The organism is Streptomyces sp. NBC_01571, assembly GCF_026339875.1.
In the GTDB taxonomy this organism is placed as follows: domain Bacteria; phylum Actinomycetota; class Actinomycetes; order Streptomycetales; family Streptomycetaceae; genus Streptomyces.
This window is the reverse complement of record NZ_JAPEPZ010000001.1, coordinates 8,972,314-8,997,332: the sequence shown is the minus strand read 5'-3', so window position 1 is coordinate 8,997,332 and position 25,019 is coordinate 8,972,314. Positions and strand designations below refer to the sequence as shown.

General features: G+C 71.5%; 20 protein-coding genes. 8 read left to right on the top strand and 12 right to left on the bottom strand.

Annotated elements, in window-relative coordinates; translation table 11 throughout:
- Positions 1-83: 83 nt before the first annotated feature.
- Positions 84-2,450: a glycoside hydrolase family 95 protein gene (locus tag OHB41_RS40220; protein ID WP_266704585.1), complete on the top strand. Its 2,367-nt coding sequence runs from the start codon at positions 84-86 to the stop codon at positions 2,448-2,450.
- 208 nt (positions 2,451-2,658) lie between these two features.
- Here the strand turns inward: OHB41_RS40220 and OHB41_RS40215 are convergent, their stop codons facing one another.
- The 5 genes from OHB41_RS40215 to OHB41_RS40195 all read right to left on the bottom strand — a co-directional run bounded on the left by OHB41_RS40215 (position 2,659) and on the right by OHB41_RS40195 (position 7,886).
- Positions 2,659-3,492, bottom strand: coding sequence for a lysophospholipid acyltransferase family protein (locus OHB41_RS40215; RefSeq protein WP_266704583.1), 834 nt, complete (start codon positions 3,490-3,492; stop codon positions 2,659-2,661).
- The gene (locus OHB41_RS40210) at positions 3,492-4,262 is read right to left on the bottom strand and encodes a GNAT family N-acetyltransferase (protein WP_266704581.1); all 771 of its coding nucleotides are present in this window, start codon (positions 4,260-4,262) and stop codon (positions 3,492-3,494) included. The genes OHB41_RS40215 and OHB41_RS40210 overlap by 1 nt, the downstream gene beginning before the upstream one ends.
- A 245-nt stretch (positions 4,263-4,507) precedes the next feature.
- Positions 4,508-5,257, bottom strand: coding sequence for a succinate dehydrogenase/fumarate reductase iron-sulfur subunit (locus OHB41_RS40205; protein WP_266704579.1), 750 nt, complete (start codon positions 5,255-5,257; stop codon positions 4,508-4,510).
- Entirely contained in the window at positions 5,254-7,212 is a 1,959-nt protein-coding gene (locus OHB41_RS40200; protein WP_266704577.1) for a fumarate reductase/succinate dehydrogenase flavoprotein subunit, read from the bottom strand. Before OHB41_RS40200 ends, OHB41_RS40205 begins: the two co-directional genes overlap by 4 nt.
- Before the next feature lie 2 nt (positions 7,213-7,214).
- Entirely contained in the window at positions 7,215-7,886 is a 672-nt protein-coding gene (locus OHB41_RS40195; protein WP_266704576.1) for a succinate dehydrogenase, read from the bottom strand.
- Positions 7,887-8,006: 120 nt separating this feature from the next.
- On the opposite strand from OHB41_RS40195, the gene OHB41_RS40190 reads away from it, so the two are divergent.
- Positions 8,007-8,888 carry a LysR family transcriptional regulator gene (locus OHB41_RS40190; protein ID WP_266704575.1) on the top strand — a complete coding sequence of 294 codons (882 nt, stop codon included), beginning with the start codon at positions 8,007-8,009 and terminating at the stop codon, positions 8,886-8,888.
- A gap of 30 nt (positions 8,889-8,918) precedes the next feature.
- Here the strand turns inward: OHB41_RS40190 and OHB41_RS40185 are convergent, their stop codons facing one another.
- The 4 genes from OHB41_RS40185 to OHB41_RS40170 all read right to left on the bottom strand — a co-directional run bounded on the left by OHB41_RS40185 (position 8,919) and on the right by OHB41_RS40170 (position 14,841).
- Positions 8,919-9,698, bottom strand: coding sequence for an oxidoreductase (locus OHB41_RS40185; protein WP_266704574.1), 780 nt, complete (start codon positions 9,696-9,698; stop codon positions 8,919-8,921).
- 769 nt (positions 9,699-10,467) lie between these two features.
- The gene (locus tag OHB41_RS40180; protein ID WP_266704573.1) at positions 10,468-12,603 is read right to left on the bottom strand and encodes a putative bifunctional diguanylate cyclase/phosphodiesterase; all 2,136 of its coding nucleotides are present in this window, start codon (positions 12,601-12,603) and stop codon (positions 10,468-10,470) included.
- Positions 12,600-13,412: an SAM-dependent methyltransferase gene (locus OHB41_RS40175; RefSeq protein ID WP_266704572.1), complete on the bottom strand. Its 813-nt coding sequence runs from the start codon at positions 13,410-13,412 to the stop codon at positions 12,600-12,602. The genes OHB41_RS40180 and OHB41_RS40175 overlap by 4 nt, the downstream gene beginning before the upstream one ends.
- A gap of 487 nt (positions 13,413-13,899) precedes the next feature.
- The gene (locus OHB41_RS40170) at positions 13,900-14,841 is read right to left on the bottom strand and encodes an SCO0930 family lipoprotein (protein ID WP_266704571.1); all 942 of its coding nucleotides are present in this window, start codon (positions 14,839-14,841) and stop codon (positions 13,900-13,902) included.
- Between the two features lie 314 nt (positions 14,842-15,155).
- Between OHB41_RS40170 and OHB41_RS40165 the strand changes: the two genes are divergently transcribed.
- Positions 15,156-15,713: a hypothetical protein gene (locus OHB41_RS40165; protein ID WP_266704570.1), complete on the top strand. Its 558-nt coding sequence runs from the start codon at positions 15,156-15,158 to the stop codon at positions 15,711-15,713.
- Between the two features lie 15 nt (positions 15,714-15,728).
- Positions 15,729-16,493 (top strand): bestrophin-like domain, encoded by a 765-nt coding sequence (locus tag OHB41_RS40160; RefSeq protein ID WP_266704569.1) that lies wholly within the window; start codon positions 15,729-15,731, stop codon positions 16,491-16,493.
- Positions 16,494-16,645: 152 nt separating this feature from the next.
- Here the strand turns inward: OHB41_RS40160 and OHB41_RS40155 are convergent, their stop codons facing one another.
- The gene (locus OHB41_RS40155) at positions 16,646-17,308 is read right to left on the bottom strand and encodes a hypothetical protein (RefSeq protein ID WP_266704568.1); all 663 of its coding nucleotides are present in this window, start codon (positions 17,306-17,308) and stop codon (positions 16,646-16,648) included.
- Positions 17,309-17,640: 332 nt separating this feature from the next.
- On the opposite strand from OHB41_RS40155, the gene OHB41_RS40150 reads away from it, so the two are divergent.
- Entirely contained in the window at positions 17,641-18,303 is a 663-nt protein-coding gene (locus tag OHB41_RS40150; protein WP_266704567.1) for a class F sortase, read from the top strand.
- Positions 18,304-18,573: 270 nt separating this feature from the next.
- Here the strand turns inward: OHB41_RS40150 and OHB41_RS40145 are convergent, their stop codons facing one another.
- Positions 18,574-19,413: a polysaccharide deacetylase family protein gene (locus OHB41_RS40145; RefSeq protein WP_266704566.1), complete on the bottom strand. Its 840-nt coding sequence runs from the start codon at positions 19,411-19,413 to the stop codon at positions 18,574-18,576.
- Positions 19,414-19,494: 81 nt separating this feature from the next.
- Positions 19,495-22,773 carry a bifunctional lysylphosphatidylglycerol synthetase/lysine--tRNA ligase LysX gene (lysX, locus tag OHB41_RS40140; RefSeq protein WP_266704565.1) on the bottom strand — a complete coding sequence of 1,093 codons (3,279 nt, stop codon included), beginning with the start codon at positions 22,771-22,773 and terminating at the stop codon, positions 19,495-19,497.
- Between the two features lie 304 nt (positions 22,774-23,077).
- Here lysX and OHB41_RS40135 point away from each other — a divergent pair, with 304 nt between their 5' ends.
- The 3 genes from OHB41_RS40135 to OHB41_RS40125 all read left to right on the top strand — a co-directional run bounded on the left by OHB41_RS40135 (position 23,078) and on the right by OHB41_RS40125 (position 25,015).
- Positions 23,078-23,542: a universal stress protein gene (locus OHB41_RS40135; RefSeq protein WP_168531334.1), complete on the top strand. Its 465-nt coding sequence runs from the start codon at positions 23,078-23,080 to the stop codon at positions 23,540-23,542.
- 283 nt (positions 23,543-23,825) lie between these two features.
- Positions 23,826-24,365, top strand: a complete 540-nt coding sequence (locus OHB41_RS40130) for a sigma-70 family RNA polymerase sigma factor (protein ID WP_153287489.1) — start codon at positions 23,826-23,828, stop codon at positions 24,363-24,365.
- Positions 24,366-24,499: 134 nt separating this feature from the next.
- The gene (locus tag OHB41_RS40125; protein ID WP_266704564.1) at positions 24,500-25,015 is read left to right on the top strand and encodes a hypothetical protein; all 516 of its coding nucleotides are present in this window, start codon (positions 24,500-24,502) and stop codon (positions 25,013-25,015) included.
- The last annotated feature ends 4 nt before the right edge of the window (positions 25,016-25,019 follow it).

Genomic DNA, 25,019 nt, shown 5'->3' with positions numbered 1-25,019 from the left:
CACGCGCCCGTTGACGCGGCAAAGACGTGGCTCATATTTTATGAATTAATCTTGCGTGCCTCCCGCTGAAGGGACCCTGTGCCGTGCCCTCTTCCTCCCGTCGTGACTTCCTTCGCCTCACCGGGGCCGCCGGTGGCGGTCTCGCGGTCTTCGCCGGCCTGCCGCCGTTCGCCGCCCACGCCGCTCCCGAGCGCCCGGCCCACGTGACCCTCGTCCCGGAAGCCGAGGCGACCACCCTCTGGTATCGCACGCCCGCCGCCGAGTCACACGCCATTCAGGAGGCACTGCCGCTGGGCAACGGCCGGCTCGGCGCCCTGGTCGGCTGCGACCCGGCGGACGACTTCCTCTACCTCACCGACGGCTCGTTCTGGACCGGCGGACGCAACGACACCCCCACCGATGACGGCCAACTCCCCTACGGGCCCGATGATTTCGGCAGCTTCGGCCTGCTGGCCAAGCTCCGCGTCACGCTGCCGGACCACACGGCCCACACGATCAGCGACTACAGACGCAGCCTCGACCTGAGCAACGGCGTCGTGTCCGCGGCCTACCGACACCAGGGAGTCCGCTTCCGCCGGGAGGTCTACGCCAGCCATCCGGACGACGTCGTGGTCATCAGACTCACCGGAGACGGGAGCCACACCGGCACCGTCTCGCTGGAAGGCACCCACGGCGAGTCCACCTCGTACGGCGACCGCCAACTCTCGTTCGCCGGCACCTTCAAGAACGGCCTGCGGTACGCGGCTTCGGTGAGAGCGGTCAGCAGCACGGGCACCATCCGCGCGGACGGCGACAAGCTGTCCTTCTCCGGGTGCCGCGAACTGCTCATCGTCGTGTGCGCGGGCACCGACTACTCGGCGGACGCCGGCAAGGACTTCCGCGAACCGGCCACCGACCCGCTCGCCGTGGCCCGCGGCAAGGTCTCCGCCGCGGCGAAGGTCCCCGGCACCACGCTGCTCGCCACGCACGTGGCCGACTACCGGCGCCTCTACGACCGCTTCTCCCTCGACCTGGGCGCGTCCTCCGCGGTGCAACGGTCGCTGGACTCCTGGTCGCGCATCGCCGTCAGACACACCGACGCCTCCACCCCGGACCCGGAACTGGAGGCGGCCTACGTCCAGTACGGCCGCTACCTGACCATCACCGGTTCCAGGGACTGGCTGCCCATGAACCTCCAGGGCCTGTGGATCCACAACAACAACCCGGACTGGTACGCCGATTACCACACGGACATCAACGTCCAGATGAACTACTGGCTGGCCGATCCGGCCGGGCTGGGCGAGAACGCCGAGGCCCTCGCCCGGTACTGCCGGTCCCAGCTGCCCGTCTGGACGGACGTCACCCACCGGCTCTACAACAACCCCGACAACCGCTTCCGCAACAGCACCGGGAAGATCGCGGGCTGGGCCATCGCCTTCTCGACCAACATCCACGGCGGCAGCGGCTGGGCCTGGCATCCCTCGGGCAACGCCTGGCTCTGCAATTCGCTGTGGCGCCACTACGAGTACACCCAGGACCGCGCGTACCTGGAGACCATCTACCCCGTCCTCAAGGGAGCCGCGGAGTTCTGGAGGGCACGGCTCCTCACGACCACGGTCACCGACCCGGACGGTTCCTCGCGCGAGGTCCTGGTCGACGACACCGCCTGGTCGCCGGAGCACGGACCGGACGGCAAGGGCAACACGTACGCGCAGGAACTGGCCTGGGAACTCTTCGGCGAGTTCACGACCGCGGCCCGTGTCCTGAACCGCGACGGACAACTCGCCTCAGAACTCGACGGGATGCGGGACAATCTCTACCTCCCCCGGGTCAGCCCGAAGAGCGGCTGGCTCGAGGAGTGGATGAGCCCGGACAACCTCGGTGAGACCACACACCGCCATCTGTCGCCCCTCATCGGGTTCTACCCCGGCGACCGGATCGCCGCCGACACCAGCCCTCCCGAACTCATCGACGGCGTACGCAAACTGCTCACCGCGAGAGGCATGGACAGCTTCGGCTGGGCCTGCGCCTGGCGATCGCTGTGCTGGTCACGGCTGAAGGACGCGGAGAAGGCGTACCAGCTCTACCTCACCGTCCTGCGGCCGTCGATGAACAACGGCAACGGCACCTCGGCCAACTGGTTCGACATGTACAGCCAGGGCAGCTACACGATCTTCCAGATCGACGCCAACCTCGGCGGCCCCACCGCGGCCCTGGAGATGGTCCTCTACTCACGCCCAGGAGTCGTCGAACTGCTGCCCGCGTTGCCGCAGGCCTGGTCGACGAAGGGCTCCGTCACCGGAATCGGCGCCCGGGGCGGCTTCGAGGTGGACTTCTCCTGGCGGAACGGCAAGGCGACCACGGTCACGATCCGCAGCGTCGGCGGCACACGCACCGAACTGCGGGCCGGCGGGTTCCGTCGGCAGATCGCCCTCGAACCCGGGAAGTCGGTGACCATACGCATCCCCTGAACACTCGGGGCACCGAAGCGAAGGTTTGCGGCCGTCGGCCGAAGCCCGCCGCGGAGGGCGGTGACCGCGCCCGGCCGAGCACGGTCCTGCACCACGCTCAGCCGGGCCTCGTCTCCACTCCGCCCGGCGCGGTGGCGGCGGCCGTCCGGCGGGACCGTACGCTCCCGGGTACCTGTCCGGAGCGTACGCCCCGGTCCGTGACGCCACGTCAGAGGTGGAGGGGTGTCCGCGCGAGGGCCTCCCGGGGATGCGGGTCTCCCTGCGCCGCGCGGGCCAGGTCCCGGCGGTCGGCGTGGCTGCCCGGCATGAGCGCGGGCCGCACCTCCACCTCGGCGACCAGCCCGCGCGCCGAGACCACCCGCCACAGCGAGGCGAGCAGGGAGTCGTCCCCGACGAAGGCGGGCGTGGTGCTCGCCGCCCCCCGGGCGAGCCGGTAGTGCAGACGCACCGGCTGGACCGGCACCCCGGCGTCCAGCGCGGCTTGGAAGACGGCCCGTCGGAAGTGCCCCTGCGCCCTGCCGCACCAGGTGCTGCCCTCGGGGAAGGCCACGACGGCGGCACCGTCACGCAGCAGCCCGGCGATGTGCGCGACCGTGCCCGGCAGGGCGCGCAGCCGGTCACGCTCGATGAACAGGACACCGCCGCGCGCGGCCAGTGGACCCGCGACCGGCCACTGCCGGATCTCGGACTTGGCGAGCATCCTGGCCGGCCGGACGGCGGCGAGCAGCGGGATGTCCAGCCACGAGATGTGGTTGGCGACCATCAGGAGACCGCCGCTGGGTGCGGCGGCGCCGTCGATCCGGACCTGGACGCCCGCCGCCCGGGCGACGCCGCGGGCCCAGGTCCGCACCACCCGGGACGGGATCCGTCCGCCGACCGGGCAGAGCACGACGCCGACGACGAGCAGGACGACGACCGCGGTGAGCCGCAGCACGGCCCGCGGTACGGCCGCGACGGATCCCGTGCGTTCCACGCAGACCCCCGGGGTGCAGGGCGCGCTGGGCAGCCAGACGCTCCGTACCCCGGCGTCGGTGAGCGTCATCAGGCCGGTACGAGCGAGAGGAAGTGCCGCAGATAGCGCGGGTCGACCCGCCGCATCGACAGCAGCACGTACAGGTCGGCGACGCCGAAGTCCGGGTCGTGCGCGGGTTCGGCGCAGACCCAGGCGCCGAGCCGGAGGTAGCCGCGCAGCAGCGGGGGCAGCTCGGTGCGGGACGGGCGGGCGACGCCCTCGGCGGACCAGGGCAGCCGGGGCCGTACCCGGTACTCCTCGGGCGCGAGGTACTTGGCCTGCACCCGGTCCCAGGTGCCCGCCGCGAGCGCGCCGCCGTCGGCGAGCGGGATCGAGCAGCAGCCCGCGAGCCACTCGTGCCCGCCGTCGACCATGTACCGGGCTATGCCGGCCCAGATGAGGCCGATGACCGCGCCGTCGCGGTGGTCGGGGTGCACGCAGGAGCGGCCGACCTCGACGAGTCCGGGGCGGATCGCGTCGAGCGGGCCGAGTTCGAACTCGCTCTCCGAGTAGAGCCGGCCGGCGACCGCGGCCCGGTCCGGCGGCAGCAGCCGGTAGGTTCCGACGACCTGGTCCGTCTGCGTGTCGCGGACCAGCAGGTGGTCGCAGTAGGCGTCGAAGGAGTCGATGTCGAGGCCCGGCTGCGGAGTGGTCAGCAGGGCGCCCATCTCCCCCGCGAAGACGTCGTGGCGCAGCCGCTGGGCGGCCCGGACGTCCTCCTCGGAGCGAGCGAGGGAGACGGTGTAGCGGGTGGGGGCCAGCGGCTGCGGGGGGCTGTCGAGGGTGGAAACGCCGGTCATGGCACTCTCCTGGTCACGGGCCGGTTCGGCGGTGAGGCGGCGGGCCGTTTCGGTGCGGTCCGCGCGCTCCTGTTCTTCCGATACCGGTTGGCGTGCGCGTGACCTGTGCCAGGAGCCGGGATGTGGGGATGTTGAATGCCAGGGGCTGCCCCCGTGTGCGAGACGGGGCCGGGGATGAGCACCACTCCCGGCCCCGCCCGTCCGCACCGGTCCGGCGAACGCTCCGTGAACAAGTGGCCTCGGCGTCAGCGCCGTCCGGCCTTGCGGGTGGCGCGCAGCCACTCCTTGTTCATGCTGGTGATGGAGACCAGCGGGATGCCCTTGGGGCAGGCGGTGGCGCACTCCCCGGCGAGGGTGCAGCCGCCGAATCCCTCCTCGTCCATCTGCGCCACCATGTCGAGCACCCGTGTCTCGCGTTCGGGTGCCCCCTGCGGCAGCACGTTCAGGTGGTTGATCTTCGCGGAGGTGAACAGCATCGCCGCGCCGTTCGGGCAGGCCGCCACGCACGCCCCGCAGCCGATGCACTCGGCGTGCTCGAAGGCGAAGTCGGCGTCCGGTTTCGGCACGGGTGTGGCGTGGGCCTCGGGCGCGGCGCCGGTCGGGGCGGTGACGTAGCCGCCGGCCTGGATGATCCGGTCGAAGGCCGACCGGTCGACCACGAGATCCTTCACGACGGGGAAGGCGGCGGCGCGCCAGGGCTCGACGTCGATCGTGTCGCCGTCCTGGAAGGACCGCATGTGCAGTTGGCAGGACGTCGTGCGCTCGGGGCCGTGGGCGTCGCCGTTGATGACGAGCGAGCACGCGCCGCAGATGCCCTCGCGGCAGTCGTGGTCGAAGGCGACGGGGTCCTCGCCCTTGAGGATGAGCTCCTCGTTGAGGGTGTCGAGCATCTCCAGGAAGGACATGTCGGCCGAGATGTCGTCCACCTCGTACGTGGACATCGCTCCGTCGGCGTCGGCGTTCTTCTGGCGCCAGACGCGCAGGGTGAGCTTCATGCGTAGCTCCGCTGGGTGGGGTGGACGTACTCGAAGACGAGGTCTTCCTTGTGCAGGACGGGTGCGGCACCGGTGTCGGTGAACTCCCAGGCGGCCGCGTACGAGAACTCCTCGTCCCGGCGCTCCGCCTCGCCGTCCGGGGTCTGGGACTCCTCACGGAAGTGGCCGCCGCAGGACTCCGCCCGGTGCAGTGCGTCGAGGCACATGAGTTCGGCGAGCTCCAGGTAGTCGACGACGCGATTGGCCTTCTCCAGCGACTGGTTGAACTCTTCGCCCGTGCCGGGGACCTTGATGCGCCGCCAGAACTCCTCGCGGATCTGCGGGATGCGCTCCAGGGCCTTGCGCAGTCCCGTCTCCGTACGGGCCATGCCGCAGAACTCCCACATGAGTTCGCCGAGTTCACGGTGGAAGGAGTCGGGGGTGCGGTCGCCGTCGACGGCGAGGAGCAGCCGCAGCCGGTCCTCGGTCTCCGTCAGCACCTCCTGCACGGCGGGGTGTTCGTCGGTGACCTCCTCGTGGTGCGGGTTGCGGGCGAGGTAGTCGTTGATCGTGGAGGGCAGGACGAAGTAGCCGTCGGCGAGGCCCTGCATCAGCGCCGAGGCGCCGAGGCGGTTGGCCCCGTGGTCGGAGAAGTTGGCCTCGCCGATGGCGAACAGGCCGGGGATGGTGGTCTGGAGGTCGTAGTCGACCCAGAGTCCGCCCATCGTGTAGTGCACGGCCGGGTAGATCCGCATCGGGACGGTGTACGGGTCCTCGGCGGTGATCCGGGCGTACATGTCGAAGAGGTTGCCGTACTTCTCCTCGACCTTCGCCTTGCCCATGCGCCGGATGGCGTCGGCGAAGTCCAGGTAGACGCCCTGGCCGCCGGGTCCCACTCCCCTGCCCTCGTCGCAGACGTTCTTCGCGGCGCGGGAGGCGATGTCGCGGGGCACCAGGTTGCCGAAGGACGGGTAGATGCGCTCCAGGTAGTAGTCGCGCTCGTCCTCGGGGATCTCGTTCGGCGGGCGGGTGTCCCCGGCGGCCCTGGGGACCCAGATGCGGCCGTCGTTGCGGAGCGACTCGCTCATCAGCGTCAGCTTCGACTGGTGGTCGCCGGTGCGCGGGATGCAGGTGGGGTGGATCTGGGTGAAGCAGGGGTTGGCGAAGTAGGCGCCGCGCCGGTGGGCCCGCCAGATCGCGGTGGCGTTGGAGTTCATGGCGTTCGTCGAGAGGTAGAAGACGTTGCCGTATCCGCCGCTGGCCAGGACCACCGCGTCCGCGTAGTAGGTGTCGACACGGCCCGTGACCAGGTCGCGGGCCACGATCCCGCGTGCCCGGCCGTCGACCACGATGAGGTCGAGCATCTCGGTGCGCGGGTGCATCTCGACGGTGCCCGCGGCGATCTGGCGGGACAGTGCCTGGTATGCGCCGAGCAGCAGTTGCTGGCCGGTCTGGCCGCGGGCGTAGAAGGTGCGGGAGACCTGGACGCCGCCGAAGGAGCGGGTGTCGAGCAGGCCGCCGTACTCACGGGCGAAGGGCACGCCCTGGGCGACGCACTGGTCGATGATCTCGACGGAGATCTGGGCGAGCCGGTGGACGTTGGACTCGCGGGCCCTGAAGTCCCCGCCCTTGACGGTGTCGTAGAACAGCCGGTGGACGGAGTCGCCGTCGTTGCGGTAGTTCTTGGCCGCGTTGATGCCGCCCTGGGCGGCGATCGAGTGGGCCCGGCGGGGTGAGTCCTGGTAGCAGAACTGGACGACGTGGTAGCCCTGTTCGGCGAGCGTGGCGCCGGCGGAACCGCCGGCGAGGCCGGTGCCGACGACGATCACCCGGTGCTTGCGGCGGTTGGCGGGGTTGACCAGTCTGGCCTCGAAGCGGCGGGTGTCCCAGCGCTCGTTGACCGGGCCCTGCGGGGCCTTGCCGTCGGCGACCGGCTCACCGGTCGCGTAGTCGGCGTATACGGACGATGCGGTCATGTTCAGCTCACCACTCCGGTCATCACGGCCACGGGTACGGCGACGAAGCCCGCGGTCAGCACCAGCGCGAGGACGTTGGCGACGGTCTTGAGGGCGCGGTCGCGGGTGCGACTGCCGGCGCCCAGGGTCTGTGCCGCGCTCCAGAAGCCGTGCCGGATGTGCAGGCCGAGCGCGAGCATGGCGACGATGTAGATCACGTCGCCGTACCAGGTCGAGAAGGTGTCGACGACGTTCTGGTACGGGTGTCCGGACTGGAAGCCGCCGGAGTGCACGGTGCCGGTCGTCAGGTCGAGGAGGTGCCAGACGATGAAGAGGCCGAGGATGATCCCGCCCCAGCGCATGGTGCGCGTGGCGTAGCTCGACCGGGGCTTCCTGTGGACGTACCGGCTCGGGCGCGCCCTGATGTCGCGGCGGCTCATCTGGTAGGCGGCGGTGGCGTGCGCGACGACGGCGACGACCAGGACCACGCGGATGATCCACAGGGCCCACTCGTAGTGCAGGAACGGTTCGCCGAGGGTGCGCAGCCAGTGCGCGTAGTGATTGAAATCGCCCGGGCCGAAGAAGATCTTCAGGTTGCCGAGCATGTGGACGACCAGGTAGAGCAGCATGATCAGGCCGCTCACCGCCATCACGGTCTTCTTCCCGAGCGAGCTGTCCCACAAGGAGCGGGTCATGGACGGTCGTCGGTCCGTCCGCGTTGCCAGAGCCATAACCCCGCACGCTAGGTTGCGAGGGGCCGATCGGTCCAAGACATGGTGTGGCTCGTTTCGATAGGGGTGGCCTATCGTGAGGGGGTGCAGTTCCAGCAGCTCCAGTACTTCGTGGCGGTCGCCGAGACCCGGCACTTCACCCGGGCCGCCGAGCTCGTCCATGTCGCCCAGCCCTCCCTTTCCCAGCAGATCCGTTCGCTGGAAAGGGAGTTGGGGGCGGATCTCTTTCTGCGGGCGCGCGGCAACATCACGCTGACCGACGCGGGCGAGGCGCTGCTGCCGCTGGCCCGCCGCATCCTCGCCGACGCGGACACGGCCCGGCACGAGGTGCAGGAGCTGGCCCAGCTGCGCAGCGGCCGGGTCCGCCTGGGCGCCACCCCGAGCGTGTGCACCGGTCTGCTGCCCGATGTGCTGCGCGCCTTCCACGACAGGTATCCCGGCATCCGGCTGCTGATCGAGGAGGGCGGCTCCCACGACCTCGTCCGGGAGCTCGCCCGCGGCGCGCTCGACCTCGCCCTGGTCGTGCTCCCGCTGCCGACCCCGTCTCCGGCGCTGACCACGGTGGAGCTGCTGCGCGAGGATCTGGTGGTGGTGTCCTCGCCGGAGTCGCCCGCGCCCGGCGCGGGCCGTACGGTCCGGATCCCCGATCTGGAGGGCGAACGCATGGTCATGTTCCGGCACGGTTACGACCTGCGGGAACTGACGGTGGCCGCCTGCCGTGCCGAGGGCTTCGAGCCGGTCTTCGCGGTGGAGGGCGGCGAGATGGACGCCGTACTGGGTTTCGTCCGCTCGGGTCTCGGTCTGGCCGTCGTACCGCGCATGGTCGCGACGCGGTCCGGGCGGGGCCTGCGGGTCACCCCGCTGGCCCCGCCCGGACTGCACCGGACGATCGCACTCGCGCACCGCAGTGACGTGGCACCGCCACGGGCCGCCCGGGAACTGCAGCGGATGCTGCTGGAGCGCTGAAGCCGTCCGGTCGGCGCGTGGGGAGAGAGCTCACCGTGTGGGGATGAAGCCGCCGTCGATCACCAGGTCGCTGCCGGTGATGTTGCGGGCGCGGTCCCCGGCGAGGAAGAGAACCAGTTCGGCGACCTCGGACGGCTGGGAGAACCGGCCGGTGACGGTGGCACCGGACGCCTGCGCGATCACGTCGTCCGGGGTGATACCGGCGGCGGCCGAGACGGTCTCGGCCACTCCCCCGCCGCCGAGCCACAGCTCGGTCTCCACCGGACCCGGGCTGACGGTGTTGACCCGGATGCCGTTCGGGCCGACCTCCTTCGACAGCGCCTTGGAGAAGGCGACCAGCGCGGCCTTGCCGGCGCTGTAGTCGATCACCAGGGGGTCGGGCAGGGTGGCGTTGACCGACGCGACCGTCACCACCGAGCCGTGACCGGCTGCGAGCATCACCGGCAGGGCGGCCCGGGTCACCCGTACGGCGGTCAGCAGGTTCAGGTCGACGGTGCGCTGCCAGTCCTCGTCGGTCACGGAGAGGAAGCCGCCGGTGCGGGCGGGGGCGGCGCCCACGTTGTTGACGAGGATGTCGACACGTCCGCCGGCGGCCGCGACCAGGCGTTCGGCGGCGCCGGGTTCGGCGAGGTCGACCGGGACCCAGGTGACAGGTCCCTCCTTCACCAGGGTGTCCAGCGCCTCCGTCGTGGTGCGGGACCCGGCGACGACCGTCGCGCCCGCTCCGGCCAGCGTCTGGGCGATGGCCAGTCCGATGCCCTTGCTGGCACCGGTGACGATGGCGGTCCGGCCCTGAAGTTCCGTACTCATTCTTCTCAACTCCTGTGCTGTGAAGCCCGGTTCGGAGAGTGCTGGATGTGGTGCGGGTGGGTGATGCGATTGTCGCGCGGAGGCCGCCCGGTGCGGGCAGGTGCGGCCACGACCGCTCGAGGTGGGTGACCTCCTGCGAGTCGCCCCGGTCGGCTGTGGTGCCCGGTACGAGCGTCCCGACGGCGACTCGTCCAGCCTCGGCGGAGTTCCCCGCCGGCGCATCCCGCGGCGAGGCCCAGGAGGAGACGCCGAGCTCGGCGAGCACGCGGTAGAGGTCCGTCCCGACCCTGCGCGGCGAGGGGCTGAGCCGAGCGCCGGTCTCCTTGTCACCCGGTCCGCTCGCGGCGCGGTCGGCGCCCTGCCGCTCGTGCGGCAGCACCGTGCCCGCGCCATGGGCCGTCCGCGCCATGGGCCCCCGTGCCGTGGGCCTTCGTGCCATGGGCCTTCGTGCCATGGGCCTCCGTGTCGTGGCCCGTGGCGGCTCCGGCGGCGCGCGGGTCGGCCCGGGTCCGCGCGCCCCCGGCGCCGCGCCGACCCGGTCGAGGACCCCGGCCGCACATCCTTCGGCACCGCCTTCGGGCGTACGACGGGCGAGTCGCTCCCGGTGACGGCGCTGGGCGACGCCGTACTCGATCCGCCGGCCCCCGGTGGCCGCTGCTGGTGACCGTCGACGACGCCCACCGGTACGACCGCCATGCCGCACCTCCCCGCTCCTGCCCCGCGCCGCTCGGTGGCCTCCTGTCCCGGAGACCACCGAGCGGGCGAAGTCTCAGCCGGTGGCGTCGACCAGGGCCAGCTCGTGCAGACGCTCCGGCGGACCCGGCCGGGCGTAGTACCAGCCCTGGGCGGTGTCGCAGCCCAGTATCCGCAGCTGTTCGGCCTGGGCGCCCGTTTCGACGCCCTCGACCGTGACCGCGAGGTCGAGGCTGTGGGCGAGCGAGACGATGCCCTCGACGATCTTGAGGTCGACCGGGTCCGCCGGGAACTGCTGCATGCCCTGGGTGAACGAGCGGTCCAGCTTGAGGATGCTCACGGGCAGCCGGCGCAGGTTGGCGAGGTTCGAGTAGCCGGTGCCGAAGTCGTCGAGGGCGATGTCCACGCCCATCTCGGCGAGCCGGCGCAGCGGCTTGAGGAGGTCGTCGTCGGCGCCGATCAGCGCCGACTCGGTGACCTCCAGGCACAGTGCGCCCGCGTCGAGCCCTTCGCGCTCCAGGATGTCCACGGTGTCCTGGACCAGACCCGGATGGGTCAGCTGGCACGGCGACAGGTTGACGTTGATCCGCAGCGGGCCGGTCCCCGCACGCCGTTCCTGCCACTGGCGGGCCTGCCGGACCGACTGTTCCAGGACCCAGCGGCCGAGCGGCACGATCAGCCCGGTGTGCTCGGCGAGCGGGATGAACTGGTCGGGTCCGAGCACGCCGTGCTGCGGATGCAGCCAGCGCACCAGCGCCTCCGCGCCGTGCACGCTGCCGTCGCCGAGGTGCACCAGCGGCTGGTACTCGATGAAGAACTCGCCCCGGTCGAGGGCCGCCGGGAGGGCCGTGGTGAGCCCGTGCCGGGTGATCGCGCGGGCGTCCGCCTCTGGATCGGCGAGTTCGAAGCGGTTGCCGCCCGCGGACTTGGCGCGGTACATCGTGATGTCGGCGCTGCGCAGCACCTCCGCCGGGCCGCGTTCGCCCGCCGGCCCCTCGACGATGCCGATGCTCCCGCGCACGGCCAGCTCACGGCCGTCGATGCTGATCGGGGTGACCAGGGCGTTCATGATGCGCCCGGCGAGTTCGTCGACCTCGCGCTCGGTGTCGGGGCCGGTGGTGAGGGCCACGAACTCGTCGCCGCCGAGCCGGGCGACCATCTCGCCCGGTGCGGTCGCGCAGGACTGCAGCCGGTCGGCGACCTCCACGAGCAGCCGGTCCCCGGCCGCGTGTCCGAGGCTGTCGTTGATGGTCTTGAAGCCGTCGAGGTCGAGGTAGCACAGGCCGAACCGCTGCTCGTCGCCCGCGGACAGCGCCTTCTCCAGGCGCTCGAAGAACAGGGTCCGGTTGGGCAGTCCGGTGAGCGCGTCGTGCGTGGCCTCGTAGCGCAGCCGCAGATTGAGCAGGCGGCGCTCGGTGGTGTCCTCCATGAGGGCGAGCTGGTACTGGGGTTCACCGTCCGCGTCACGCAGCAGGGACACGGTCAGGTTGGTCCACAGGGCCGTACCGTCGGGTCGGTAGAAGGCCTTTTCGACGTGGTAGTGCTCGCGCTCGCCGTTGACCAACTCTTCGTAGAGCTTCCAGACTTGGGGCGCGTCGTCGGGGTGCGTCCACTCGGGGACCCGGCGGCCGCGCATCGTCTGCTCGGAGCCGCCGAACATCCGCAGAAGGGCGCCGTTGGCCTGCAGGATGTTGCCCTCGAGGTCGGCGATGGCGATACCTATGGCCGCGCCCTCGAAGACCGCGCGGAAGCGTGCCTCACTGGCGTGCAGCGCCTCGGCCACCGTGCTGCGCGCGTTCAACGCGGCCTGGTAGATGGCCTCCTGCTCGCTGAGCGTCCGCTCCCGAAGCGCCTGCGCGAATCCGGCGGCCATGGCGTGCTGCAGGCGTGCCGAGCGGGTACGCAGGGCCTCCTGGGGTCCGTCCTCGCCGCAGTAGAGCACCAGATAGGCGTCGACGCAGTCGAGGGTGCGGCTCAGCGCCTCCGGATCGGTGCAGTGTGCGGAGACGATCGCGGCGCCGACCTCCTGTCCCTCGGTCGCCTCGAAGGTCCTGGCACGCAGAGCTTCGCTCAACCGCCTTGCCAGCGGCACGAGTTGCTGCTCGAACTCGGGCCTGGTGAGCGAGGTCGAGGTGACCGGGAAGACCGCCCGGCTCCAGATCGTCGCGAACCTGCGGAGTCTGTCCTCCGGCCCGTCCGGCTCCGCGGTCACGCCGTGCGCCCCACGCCCGCGAACCCGGAGAAGGAATAGGGATCCTCGTCCTCGGGCGCGGTGTCGGGCCGCCAGATCGGCATCGGCACCAGTCCGGGTTCCACCATGTCGTACCCCTCGAAGAACCGCGCGATCTCCTCGCGCGAGCGCATGATCAGCGGGTTGCGAATGTCCTTGTACACGTCGACCGCACCCTCGGTCCGCTCGGGCGGGAGCGGAATTCCCTCGTAGGAGGCGTGCGTGACGACGAGCAGGCTGCCGGGCGCGAGCGCGTCGCGCAGTTCGGCCACCGCAGCGTACGGGTCGTCCGCGTCCTCCACGAAGTGAAGTATGGCAACGAGCAGCAGGGCGACCGGCCGGTTCAGGTCGATCAGCCGCTGCACCTCGGCGCTCGCCAGGATCTCCTGGGGCTTGAGCAGATCGGCCGCGACCACGTCCGTGTCCTCGACGTCCCGCAGGACGGCCTGGCTGTGCGCGACGGCGACCGGGTCGTGGTCGACGTACACGACGTGGGCTCCGGGGCGGGCCGCCCGGGCGACCTCGTGGACGTTGCCGAAGGTCGGAATGCCGGAGCCGATGTCGAGGAACTGCGAGATGCCCTCGTCCGCCGCGAAGCGCACGGCGCGACGCATGAACGCCCTGTTCGCCTGCATGATCTTGGGCAGTCCGGGCAGGAACTCCATCGCCTTGCGAGCGGCTTCCCGGTCGACCTCGAAGTTGTGCGAACCGCCCAGGTAGTAGTCATAGATTCGGGACACGCTCGGCACCGAGATGTCAATGCTGCGTGGGGCCCAGGCGGGACGCTCCATCTATCTCTCCAAGGCGTAGTCGACGACGTAGGCGATCCGGTGTTCGAGCTGAGGCTACTGATCGCCCGCCAAACGGGCGAGCCAAAACGGAAATTGACCGTCCGTTCACCGGCACTGCCTCGGGCATGTGCCGAATCGGCCGCTGCGCGGGGTCTTCGGACACGCCGTCGAGTGTCACCGCGAAATCGATGCGAAGCATTCCAAAAAGTTCTCGGGGGTCACGAAGCGTCGTCATGCCGTCCGGGGTGGCGGGTATCCCCGGTGTGGAAAATTCTCCGGCCGCGGCTCCGGTACCGGAGCCGCGGCCGGCGTGGGCGCGGCGCACACGCCGAACGGTCCGCCCCCTCCGTGCGGTGCGGAGGGGGCGGACCGGGGTCGCGCGCGCTGTTCTGTTCGTCCGGCACTCTTGCCAGTTCTGATCCACTCCCCCTTCCGCGTTCCGTTGCTCTGCGGACGAGACGACCAACCCTGGGGAGGTGATGATCCTCTACTTCTGCGCGCCGACCGGCTTTCCGTCGGGGGCGACGGCGTACCACGTGCCGCCCACGCCCTGACCGTTGGTGTCCCCGGCCTTCGTGTCACCGGAGAAGGTGTAGATGGGCCAGCAGTTGACGGTCATCTGCTTGGCGCCGTCCGGGCGGGTGAAGCCCATCAGGCCCTTCTTCTGGACGCCCTTGGTGTCGGCGGCCTTGACCGGCGCGACGACGGGCCACTTCTCCAGGCAGGCGCCGACACAGGCGGACTTCGAGACCGGCCAGGCCTGGTCCTTCATGAAGCGGTAGACCGTCATGCCGTTCTTGTCGACGACGATCTCGCCGAGCTTGGGGTCCTTGCGGGTCGACAGGCCCGGCAGGGCGGCCAGCGTGGCCTTCTTGCCGTCGGGGGCGGAGGCGTACCAAATGCCGCCGACGCCCTGGCCGTTGGTGTCACCGGCCTTGGTGTCCTTGGCGTACCGGTACATCGGCCAGCCGCCGATGGTCAGCTGCTTGGTGCCGTCCGTGCGGGTGACCTCGCCGAGCAGGGCCTTGTCCACTCCGGTGGCGGCGGTGGCACCGTCGGCGGGAACGGCGGGCCAGGCCTTCGCGCAGTCGCCGTCACAGTTCGACTTCGGGGGCTCGGCGGTGTCCTTCTCGAAGCGGTACAGGGTGAATCCCGCGCTGTCGGTCAGCACCTTGCCGAGCGTCGTGCTCTCGGCGACGGCGAGCTGCCCGGCGGACTCGGCCTGGGCCGCCGCACCCTGCTGGTCAGCGCCGTAGCCGTTCGGGGTCGCGGTGCTGCTGACCTGTCCGTATCCGTTGGCAGCCGCGGCAGCGCCCACGTTCTGGCTGCCCGTCGACTGGGTGCCCGAATCCTGACCACACGCCGTCGTGAGCGCCAGCACGGCCGCAGCTGTCGCTACGAGGGAGGCGCTCCGCCAGGAGGTCTTCATTGGGTAACTCCCACTGTTCGCATAAGGGTTGCAGCGCCCTGCAGCGCCGCGCATGGCCCTAGGTACGGACGGGGGCCGCCGTTGTGTTCAACCGGCTCACAAAAAACTTTCGGAACGCTGTGACACCGTCCGCCGACGGAACCTCGTACGGTTGTCCGCCACACTCCCGTTCCCTTCTTCTCGCACATCTGCGCCCGGGCCGGCCGCCGTCTCCCGCGCGGTCGTCAAACCGCCCCGGTCCACAAGTCCTTCGTTCGGGGCAATACCCCGCCACTCCGGCGTGCGCGGGGACGGCACGCCTCATGATCTCGGTCGTGCATGCACCACAGCGGACCCCGTCCGCCCTCGTCATACGGGTACTGGCGCTGCTGACGCTGACCTGGATCCTCGGCGGTGCGCCGGTCTCGTCCGCGGTCGCGGACGCCTGCGCGTACGCCTCCGTCGGACCGGACGGCACGGACGCGGTGGCGGTCGCCGGCGACGGGCTCTGCACCGTCAGCCCGGCACCGCCCACTCCCACGCCGACGCCCACCCCGAAGCCGCCGCCACCACCGCCACCGCCTCCTCCTCCGCCCAGACCCAGACCGACACCACCACCCCCGCCTCCGCCACCCCCGCCGCCGGCCCCGCGGCCCGCCGCCGTGGCACCGGCGCCGAGGCCCACGCCACCACCACCACCGCCGCCGCCCACTCCCACGCCCACGCCGACGCACAAGGCCAGTCCCCGGCCGTCGCCCACCCCGGTGAGCTACCCGGTGTACCGCGCACCGGCGCACAAGCACGCGGTCCGCAGCGGACCGTCCCTGGTCTCGCTCACCCTGCTCGTCACCGTGCCCGCGGTGCTCGCCGTCGCGGCACTGCGTCCGCGCTGACCCTTGGAGGCAACTTTGTCGGATTGGCTTGTTCTCGTCCTTGCGATGGCGGCCGCGTGCCTCGTGGTCCTCGTCGTGGCGCTGCTGCGCAACCGGCGGGCCCCCGAGGACGAGGATCCGTCCGAGACCCCGGACGTGATCGAGTACATGACCATGATGATCGGCGTGGTCTACGCCATCGTCCTGGGGCTGGCCATCGCCGGCGTCTGGGAGGCCCGCAGTGCCGCCCAGGATCATGTACAGACCGAGGCCCAGGCCCTGCACGAGATCTCGGAGCGGGTCCGGGTCTACCCGGCGGACGTGCGGGACCGCATCCGCGGCGATGTGAACGCGTACGTCGGCCACGTCGTCACCACCGAGTGGAAGACCATGGCGGACCACGGTCGTGTGACGGCCCAGGGCGGACGGCTCTTCGACCGCATCCGCGCGGACGTCACCGACTACCAGCCGAAGACGGACTTCGAGGCCCAGGCCTACCAGCCGCTCGTCGACCAGGTGACCGCGGCCGACACCGCACGCAACTCACGGGCGGAGTCGACCGGAGCGACCATGCCGGGCGTGGTGTGGTTCGGGCTGATCACCGGCGCCGTCGTCACGATCGGGATGGTCTTCGCGCTGCAGATCCGGCGCACCAGGCGGGAACTGATCCTGGCCGGGCTCTTCTCGGCCCTGATCGCCTTCCTGCTCTTCCTGATCTGGGACTTCGACGCGCCCTACAGCCGGGGCATCGCGGCCTCGGCGGAGCCGTTCCTGACGCTGTTCCCCCACCTTCCGGGATGACGGGACCGCACGAGGAACCCCGCTAGCGACCGTGCGGCCGGGGGACGGGCGACACACCGTGTCCGTCCCCCGGCCGCGCACGTGAAGTCCCCGCACGGTCTGCGAGGCTTCTCCCGTCCGCGTCACCGCGAGCACGACCTCGTGCGCCCCTTTCAGATCCGCCGGCCGGACCTTCGACGCAGCCACAGGACCCCGCCGCCGAGGACGGCGGCGGCCACCAGGCCGCTGCCGATCGCGATGTCGGTGGGCGTCGCTCCGGTGGAGGTGCCGCCGCCGAGACCACCGCGGACACCGCCGACGACGGTGAAGGCGGCCGGCCGGGTCAGGGTACGGTCCTCGCCGCAGCGGGCCGTGATGTCGTAGGACCCCGGCCGCACGCCCCGGTCGATGAAGACGCGCGCGGTGGCCGTGCCGGCGCCCGAGCGTCGCAGCCAGGTGGTGCGGAAGGCCCGCGACGAGACCGCGCTGCCGGGCCTCCGGCACGAGTCGCCGTCGACCGCGACGGTCAACGGGCCGCCCTGGACGACGACACCGGGCCTGGCCCTGATGTTCCTCGGACCGTCGTCCTGCCCGCTCCCGCTGTTCCCCTCGCCCCAGCCGTCCTCCGGGCCCTCGTCGTCCCAGGACCCGCTGTCGCCGAAGCGTCCGTAGTCGCCCGGATCCGCGTCGTCGTACGCTCGCCCGCTGTCGTCCAGGCTTTCACCGGCTCCCCGTTCGCCGTAGCCCGGTTCGCTCGAAGCCATGGCCGCGGGGGCGGCGAACCCCAGCGCGGCGACCGCGGCGGCAGAGACCGCGAGGGCACGGATGGTACGCATGTGATCCTCCGCGGAAGACGCCCCGGGACCCGTCCCCGGTCGATCGGCGAGAAAGCGTCTCCCAGTCAGACCCTCAGATGCCGCGCGAGAGGCCGCATTTCGAGAATGGTCCGTCCTGGTGAGAAGACACGCCGAATGACTTACACATAATCAGATATTGCCGCAGGTCACGGACTGCCGGAAATATCCTGCACTCGGCAACTCGGATGGCGCACCACCGTGGTGCTCCGCCATCTGTTCGCCCGTGCCCCGTCGGCCGCCGGGCATGCTCCACTTAGCTTTCTCGTATGCGCGACGGACGCGGTGACGGCCGTGTCGAGAGGGGATGGCGAATGTCTTCGTCCGCATGGCCCGAAGAGGAGGAACGGCAGAGGAAGCGGGTCCCCTGGGGCGTGATGGCGCTTGTTCTGCTGACCGGCCTCGCACTGATGCGCAACGGTTCCGGTGAGTTCGACGTGGGCCCTCCGCAGCCCGCGGCGGCGGCAGCGGCCGACGGCCGGACCCCCGCCGGCACCCTCGCGAAGGCGCCCGCTCCTCTGCCGTACTCCGTGGTGGACCGGGTGCGGATCCCGGCGATCCGGGTCGACGCACCGGTCGTCCCGGTCGGTCTCGACACGGACGGCTGGGTCGGCGCGCCGCCCCCCGACGACCCGAATCTCGCGGGCTGGTTCACCGGCGCGGTCTCTCCCGGCGAGAAGGGCACCGCCGTCGTCGTCGGCCATGTGGACAACGCGCGGGGCCCCGCCGTCTTCTACGCGCTCGGGGCCCTCAAGAAGGGAAACCGGGTCGAGGTCCTGCGCAAGGACGGGAGGACCGCGACATTCGAGGTCTACGACATCCAGGTGTTCCAGAAGAGCGCCTTCCCCGGTGACCGCGTGTACGGCAGTAAGGGCACCCCGGAATTGCGCGTCATCACCTGCGGAGGGGGTTTCTCCGAGGAGCACGGCTACGACGGCAATGTCGTCGTGTTCGCCCGTCTCGCCGGCGTCCGCTGAGCGTCGCAGGGAGTCCACCGAACGCTTTCCGGCCCGCCGACCCGGCGCGAGGGCCCGGCCGGGATTCCCGGTCGGGGTTCACGGAGCGGCCGGGGACCACGGACCGGCCGGGGTTCACGCACCGGCCGGGGTTCACGCACCGGCCGGCGGCGGGCGGAAGGTCCCGGCACGCCGGCGGCCCCGGGGCCGGGCCTGGCTCGTCCCGGCCGTCGGCGGTCGGCGGTCACCGGTCCCAGGTCCCGGCACGGCTCGTGCCGGCGTATGCCGGTCTCAGGCGTAGCGCCGCCGCGGCACGGTGAAGTGGTAACCGCGGTCGAGGAGTTGGGGCAGGTAGTCGCGCATCGCCCGTACGGTCTGCGAGCGGTCGCCGCCCGCGTCGTGGGAGAGCACGATGACGCCCGGGGCGGCGCCGTGCTCCACCCGGTGGACGATGGCCCCGGTGCCGGGCGTGGTCCAGTCGAGGGAGTCGACCGTCCACGCCACCGGCTCCATGCCCAGGTCGGCGCCGATCTGGAAGGTCGCTCGGTTCCAGGCACCGTAGGGCGCGCGGAACCACAGGGGCCGCTCACCGTAGGCGTCCTCGATGACGTCGCAGGTGCGCTCGATCTCGGAGCGGATCTGCGAGCGCCGGAGCTGGGTCAGCAACGGGTGCGTCCAGGTGTGGTTGCCGACGACGTGCCCGTCGTCGGCCATCTCGGCCAACAGGTTCTTGTTGGCCGCGGCCATCCTCCCGCAGACGAAGAACATCGCCCGCACGTCGTGCTCGCGCAGGGTCTTCAGGATGGTCGGGGTGTAGCGCGGATCGGGGCCGTCGTCGAAGGTCAGCACCATGGCGCGGCCGCGTCCGGACACGTGCAGGAGCGGCTCGCGCCGGACGGGGGGACGCAAGGGTCTGCTGCTCGCGGGGCCGTCTCCCGTCATGGGCAGCAGGCGGTAGGCGGACGGCTTGCGGCCCGCGCGGGCCTGCGGGCCGGCGGCCGGAGGACGCACCGGGCTCCCGGCCGGTGCGGAGGTGAGGACGCGGGCCGTGCCCGTCACCCCCGCCACTCCCAGGACCGCGGTGCCGGCGGTCAATGCCCGGCGGCGCGGGAGCAACTGGTCCTTTTCCATGACCCATCAGTCGCCCAACGGGCGGGCGACGCGGCTGAGAAACACCGGTGCGGACCCGCGAATGCACCCGATGGGACCAGTTCAGCGACGGCGCACCAGGGGGAACGGCAGGGTCTCACGGATCGTGAGACCCGTGAGGAACATGATCGTCCGGTCGACGCCGATGCCGAGCCCACCGGTGGGCGGCATGGCGTATTCGAGCGCGTCGAGGAAGTCCTCGTCGAGCTCCATCGCCTCGGGATCACCCCCGGCCGCCCGCAGCGACTGCGCGGTCAGCCGCCGACGCTGCTCCACTGGATCGGTCAACTCGGAGTAGGCGGTGCCCAGTTCGGTACCGAAGGCGACGAGGTCCCAGCGTTCGGCGAGGCGCGGGTCGGTGCGGTGCTGCCGGGTGAGCGGGGAGACGTCGGTCGGGAAGTCCTTGTAGAACGTGGGCAGTCGGGTCTTCGCCTCCACCAGTCGTTCGTACATCTCGAGTACGATGTCACCGTGGCCGTCGTCCGCCCGGTACGGCACGGCCGCACGGTCGCACAGCCCGTGCAGCGCCTCCACCCGGGTGTCGGCGTCGACCTCCTCCCCCAGTGCCTCGGAGAGGGCGCCGTACACCGTCCTGACCGGCCACGGACCGGAGATGTCGTACTCGGTGCCGGCCCTGCGGGCGACGGGCGCCCCGAACGCGGCGGTCGCCGCGCCCTGGATCAGTTCGCGGGCGAGGTCGAGCATGACGTCGTAGTCGGCGAACGCCTGGTAGGCCTCCAGCATGGTGAACTCGGGGTTGTGCTTGTGGGAGACGCCCTCGTTGCGGAAGGTGCGGCCCATCTCGAAGACCTTCTCCAGGCCGCCGACGCACAGTCTCTTCAGGTACAGCTCGGGGGCGATGCGCAGATAGAGGTCCAGGTCGTAGGCGTTGATGTGGGTCGTGAAAGGGCGGGCGTTGGCGCCGCCGTGGATCTGCTGGAGCATCGGCGTCTCGACCTCCAGGTAGCCGCGGTCCAACAGCCCCTGGCGCAGCGCCTGCACGGCGGTGGAGCGGATCCGGACGACCTGACGCGCCTCGGGGCTCGACAGCAGGTCGACATGGCGGCGGCGCACCTTCGCCTCGGGGTCGGTCAGGCCCCGGTGCTTGTCGGGCAGCGGGCGCAGGCACTTGCCGGTGAGCTGCCAGTCGGTCACGAAGACGGTGAGGGTGCCCCTGTCGCCGGCACCGGAGACACCCTCGGCGGTGAGGTGGTCGCCGAGGTCGACGTCCGCGCGGAACCGGTCGAGCGCGGGCCCTGATCGGGAGCGGGTGAGGGCGATCTGCAGGTCGCCGGACCAGTCGCGCAGTACGGCGAAGACCAGGCCGCCGAAGTCGCGTACGAGGATGACCCGCCCGGCGACGGTCACCTGCTGTCCCGCGCGCACCTCGGCGAGGGTGTGCGTGCGCGCCGCGACGCCGACCGGGTACGGGTCGGTGCCCGCGGCGCGGAGCCGTTCGAGCGTGCGGTGCCGGACGCGGACCTGCTCGGGCAGTCCGGCCGTCGGATCGGGGGCCTCGGCCGTCGCCCCTCCGCCGGGGCCCGCGGCCGGCGGTGCGGACAGGCCCTCGGTGACCACCGGTGCGGTCCGGGCCTTCGTGCGTCCCTTGCCCCACAGTTTGCGCAGCGACGGCACGGAGACGAAGCCCTCGGCGATACCGGACGCCATGCCGATACGGGCGAGGGAGCCCGCGTCGCCGTAGCAGAGGAAGCGGGGGTACCACTCGGGGTGGTACTTGGCGTTGGACCGGTACAGGGCCTCCAGCTGCCACCACCGGGAGAAGAACAGCAGCAGCTTGCGCCAGAGCCGAAGGACCGGCCCGGCGCCGATCCGGGCGCCCTCCTCGAAGACCGACCGGAACACCGCGAAGTTGAGGGAGACACGGCGTACGCCGAACTTCCCGGCCACCGCGCACACCTCGGCGACCATGTACTCCATGACGCCGTTGGGGGCTCTGCGGTCACGGCGCATCAGGTCGAGCGAGATGCCGTCGTCGCCCCAGGGCACGAAGGAGAGCAGCGCCAGGAGCCTGCCGTCGGAGTCCATGGCCTCGACGAGGAGGCAGTTCCCGTCCGCGGGGTCGCCGAGCCGGTCCAGGGCCATGGAGAAGCCCCGCTCCGTCTCGGTGTCGCGCCAGGCGTCGGCCCGGTCGACGACCTCCTCCATCTCCTCGTCGGTGAGAGTGGAGTGGCGGCGTACCCGGCAGGTGGCCCCGGTGCGGCGTACGCGGTTGACGGCCTGGCGGGTGACGCGCATGTCGCGGCCGCCGAGGTCGAAGTCGGCGACGTGCAGGATCGCCTCGTCACCGAGTTCGAGTGCTCCGAGACCGGCCCGCACGAAGGCCGTGGCGCCGTCCTCGGAGGCGCCCATGACGGCGGGCACCCAGGCGTATCGGCGTGCCAGGTCCAGCCAGGCGTCGATGGCGTGCGGCCAGGCCTCGCGGTCGCCGACCGGGTCGCCGCTGGCGAGGCAGACCCCGGCCTCGACACGGTAGGTGACGGCGGCTTTGCCGCTGGGCGAGAAGACGACGGCCTTGTCACGGCGGGTGGCGAAGTAGCCGAGGGAGTCGTGGGCGCCGTAGGCCCGCAGCAGCGAGCGGATGCGGGCCTCCTCGTCGCCGTGCAGGGCAGCCTCCAGCCGCTGGGAGCGGAAGAGCGTGGCGGCGGCGTTGAGCAGGGCGACGGCGCCGAAGAGACCGAGGAAGAAGTAGACCTGATGGGGTGGGCGTCCGCCGAACGAGTCGGCGGAGACGAGCCCGCCGCACACCCGGCCGGCCGCCCACGTCAGCCGGTCGCCGCGCGGCAGGGTGCCGGGGAACAGCTCGACCAGGCCCCAGCCGAGCAGGATCGCCACGGCGAGCCCGGCGACCAGGACGGCCAGGGCCCGCCACACGGCGCCGCGCCGGGAGTCGGCGTAGAACTCGCGGCGCGCCACGACCAGGAGCACCAGGGCGGTGCCGCAGACGACGAAGGACGGCAGCGACTCGGCGTACAGGCCCATCGAGAGGCCGACGACGTCGGACAGGACCAACAGGCCGAGGTAGACGACGACCAGCCACCAGGCGACCTTCTTGCGGGCGGCGGTCGCGGCGGCGAGCAGGAAGAGGAAGGCCGCGTAGGCGAGGTTCGCGCTGACCGGGACGATCAGCCGGTCGAGGAGGTCCACCACGGGGCGCAGCAGGCGGCGCAGGGGCTCGATGAAGGCCAGTACGACGCAGAGCGCGCAGAGGGCGCCGAAGAAGGCGCCATAGCCCTCGGGCACCTTGCTGAGGAAACCGTCCCGGGACGGCCGTACGGGGCCTTTGGCGCCCTTCGGTCCGCGGGCCTCGACGGTGGCACTCATGGTTCCGACTCTAGGAAGAGCGGGGCGGCCCCGCCCGTCGAGCGACCCGGTGCCCGCTCGCGCGCCGCTCGCGGGGGCCGCCTCGTGCGTACGCCCGCGCCCGGCAAGCCGGCCGCGGGACACTCCGTGTGCGCCGGCCCGGGTGCTTCGTCCCGTGAACACCCGGGACGACGTCCGGACCGGACGGCGTCCGGAACCGGCGCGCGCACCGGCCGCCGCGCCGGTGTGGCCGACACGCCGTCCCCCTGGTATCCATACGCCCCAGCCGCCTCCCGGACCTGCGACTACCGATAGCCTCAGCGGTGTGGCGGAACAGCAACCCTCGCACCAGTTCGAGCGCGGCACGGACGGCCCCAAGGTCATCGTCGTCGGCGTGGACGGCTCCGACTCCTCGCTGCGCGCTGCGGCGTACGCGAGCGGCCTGGCCAGGCGGCAGAACGCGCTGCTCGCCGTCGTCTACATCCAGCCCGTCATGGCCGCGGGAGCGGCCTTCGGGGCACCGGTCGCGGAGACGACGGACCGGATCGCCGAGGACCTCATCGCGCAGATCCGTGAGGCCGCCGGACGGCTCAAGGGCATATACGCGGTGCGCTGGGAGTTCCACACCTTCCGCGGTGACCCGTACAACGGCCTGGTGAAGGCGGCGGACGAACTCACGGCGGACGCCGTGGTGGTCGGCGCCTCAGAGCAGGCGGGGCACCGCATCGTCGGTTCGGTGGCGATCCGGCTGGTGAAGGCGGGGCGCTGGCCGGTCACGGTCGTCCCGTAGCCGCCGGGGCCACGTGCCCGCCGTCGCCCCTCACCGGTCGTCGCCTCACCCGGGGACGGTTCCCTTCGACGGGAGGGAGCCGGGGAACCGGGGCGCCACGCGGCCGCATGCCCGAACGTCCCCCGCTGACACGCCCGTCGGCGGGGAGGAGCGTGCGCCGGGCGCGGGGCGTGCGGGCCCGCTGAACCGTTCGCCGTGCCGTTCACCGACAGCATCGACCGCCCACCGCAGACCCGTGCCCCGCCCCTGTCCGAGCGGAGCGGCAGCCGCTGGCATACAGGCCATGACGGCCGGAACCACCACCAAGACGACCGCCGAGCACGAGCTGCTCGCGCTGCAGCGCGAGCACGGACGGCCCCTCTTCGCCCTGCTGCTGCGCCTGTCCGACGGCGACCGGCAGCGCGCCGAGGATCTGCTGCAGGAGACTTTCGTACGGGCCTGGCAGCACCCCGAGGCGCTGCGCGCCGACGACTTCGCCTCCGTACGCCCCTGGCTGCTCACCGTGGGACGACGGCTCGCGATCGACGCGCGGCGGGCCCGTCAGGCGCGGCCCCCCGAGGTGGGTGACGCGGTGCTGGACAACGCGCGGGTGTGCGCGGATCACGCCGAAAGGTCGGCGGCGACGCTCGATGTGCGGGAGGCTGTGAAGACTCTCACTCCCGAGCACCGTGAAGTCCTGGTGCAGGTGTACTTCCAGGGGGCGAGTGTGGCGGAGGCCGCCGCCGCGCTCGGAATTCCGCCCGGTACCGTGAAGTCGCGGGCCTACTACGCGTTGCGCGCCCTGCGCCGGGTCCTTCCGGGATACGCGGCCGACCTGCGGTGAAACCGAGCGCCGGGTCAAGCCTCCGTAAAGCGCCTGCCAAGGACCATGGTTGAGTATTCCGCTTGTCCTCATCCGTGTTCCGACCGAGAGCCCGGGTCGGGCGACGCGCACGCACCGGAGGAAGGCAGGAAGGGATGCTGCACAGAGGTCAAGAGAGCACGGACGGCACCGGCGGTGGGGAACTCACCGTCCCCATGGCGTGGTTGTACGCCGAGTACATCGCCGACGAGTTGTTGCGGACCGGCGACCTGATGCCGCCCACGTCCTTCGAGTTCCGCGCCGGGCGTGACGCCCTGGCGCTGACCATCTTTCTCTCCGACGGCGACGGCGAGCTCTCGGGCATCCGGGTCGTCTCGCAGCTGGAGACCTGGCTCTCGCTGACCGCCTACGACCAGCCGTGGCAGGACTGGGTGCGCGAGCACATGGCCCGGCTCGCGGCCGAGGCGGCCGAGCGCGGCGGGCCCGCCCCGGACCTGGAGCTGGCCACGGCGGCCTGGCGCTGGCTGGAGGAGACCGAACTGCTCGCCCCCGACCTGGACGCCGTACCCGGCGGGGGTCCGATCCCGGGCGAGGACGACGGCCCCAAGGTGTGGACACCGGCCTGGCAGCTGGGCCTGCCCCTCGGGCATCTGGCGATCCATCTCTTCTGACCGC

Coding starts and splice junctions, on each gene's coding strand:
- OHB41_RS40215 (WP_266704583.1), bottom strand. CDS start 3,492: ATGACGCTCACCGACGCCGGGGTACGGAGCGTCTGGCTGCCCAGCGCG.
- OHB41_RS40210 (WP_266704581.1), bottom strand. CDS start 4,262: ATGACCGGCGTTTCCACCCTCGACAGCCCCCCGCAGCCGCTGGCCCCC.
- OHB41_RS40205 (WP_266704579.1), bottom strand. CDS start 5,257: ATGAAGCTCACCCTGCGCGTCTGGCGCCAGAAGAACGCCGACGCCGAC.
- OHB41_RS40200 (WP_266704577.1), bottom strand. CDS start 7,212: ATGACCGCATCGTCCGTATACGCCGACTACGCGACCGGTGAGCCGGTC.
- OHB41_RS40195 (WP_266704576.1), bottom strand. CDS start 7,886: ATGACCCGCTCCTTGTGGGACAGCTCGCTCGGGAAGAAGACCGTGATG.
- OHB41_RS40185 (WP_266704574.1), bottom strand. CDS start 9,698: ATGAGTACGGAACTTCAGGGCCGGACCGCCATCGTCACCGGTGCCAGC.
- OHB41_RS40175 (WP_266704572.1), bottom strand. CDS start 13,412: ATGGAGCGTCCCGCCTGGGCCCCACGCAGCATTGACATCTCGGTGCCG.
- OHB41_RS40170 (WP_266704571.1), bottom strand. CDS start 14,841: ATGAAGACCTCCTGGCGGAGCGCCTCCCTCGTAGCGACAGCTGCGGCC.
- OHB41_RS40155 (WP_266704568.1), bottom strand. CDS start 17,308: ATGCGTACCATCCGTGCCCTCGCGGTCTCTGCCGCCGCGGTCGCCGCG.
- OHB41_RS40150 (WP_266704567.1), top strand. CDS start 17,641: ATGTCTTCGTCCGCATGGCCCGAAGAGGAGGAACGGCAGAGGAAGCGG.
- OHB41_RS40145 (WP_266704566.1), bottom strand. CDS start 19,413: ATGGAAAAGGACCAGTTGCTCCCGCGCCGCCGGGCATTGACCGCCGGC.
- lysX (WP_266704565.1), bottom strand. CDS start 22,773: ATGAGTGCCACCGTCGAGGCCCGCGGACCGAAGGGCGCCAAAGGCCCC.
- OHB41_RS40130 (WP_153287489.1), top strand. CDS start 23,826: ATGACGGCCGGAACCACCACCAAGACGACCGCCGAGCACGAGCTGCTC.
- OHB41_RS40125 (WP_266704564.1), top strand. CDS start 24,500: ATGCTGCACAGAGGTCAAGAGAGCACGGACGGCACCGGCGGTGGGGAA.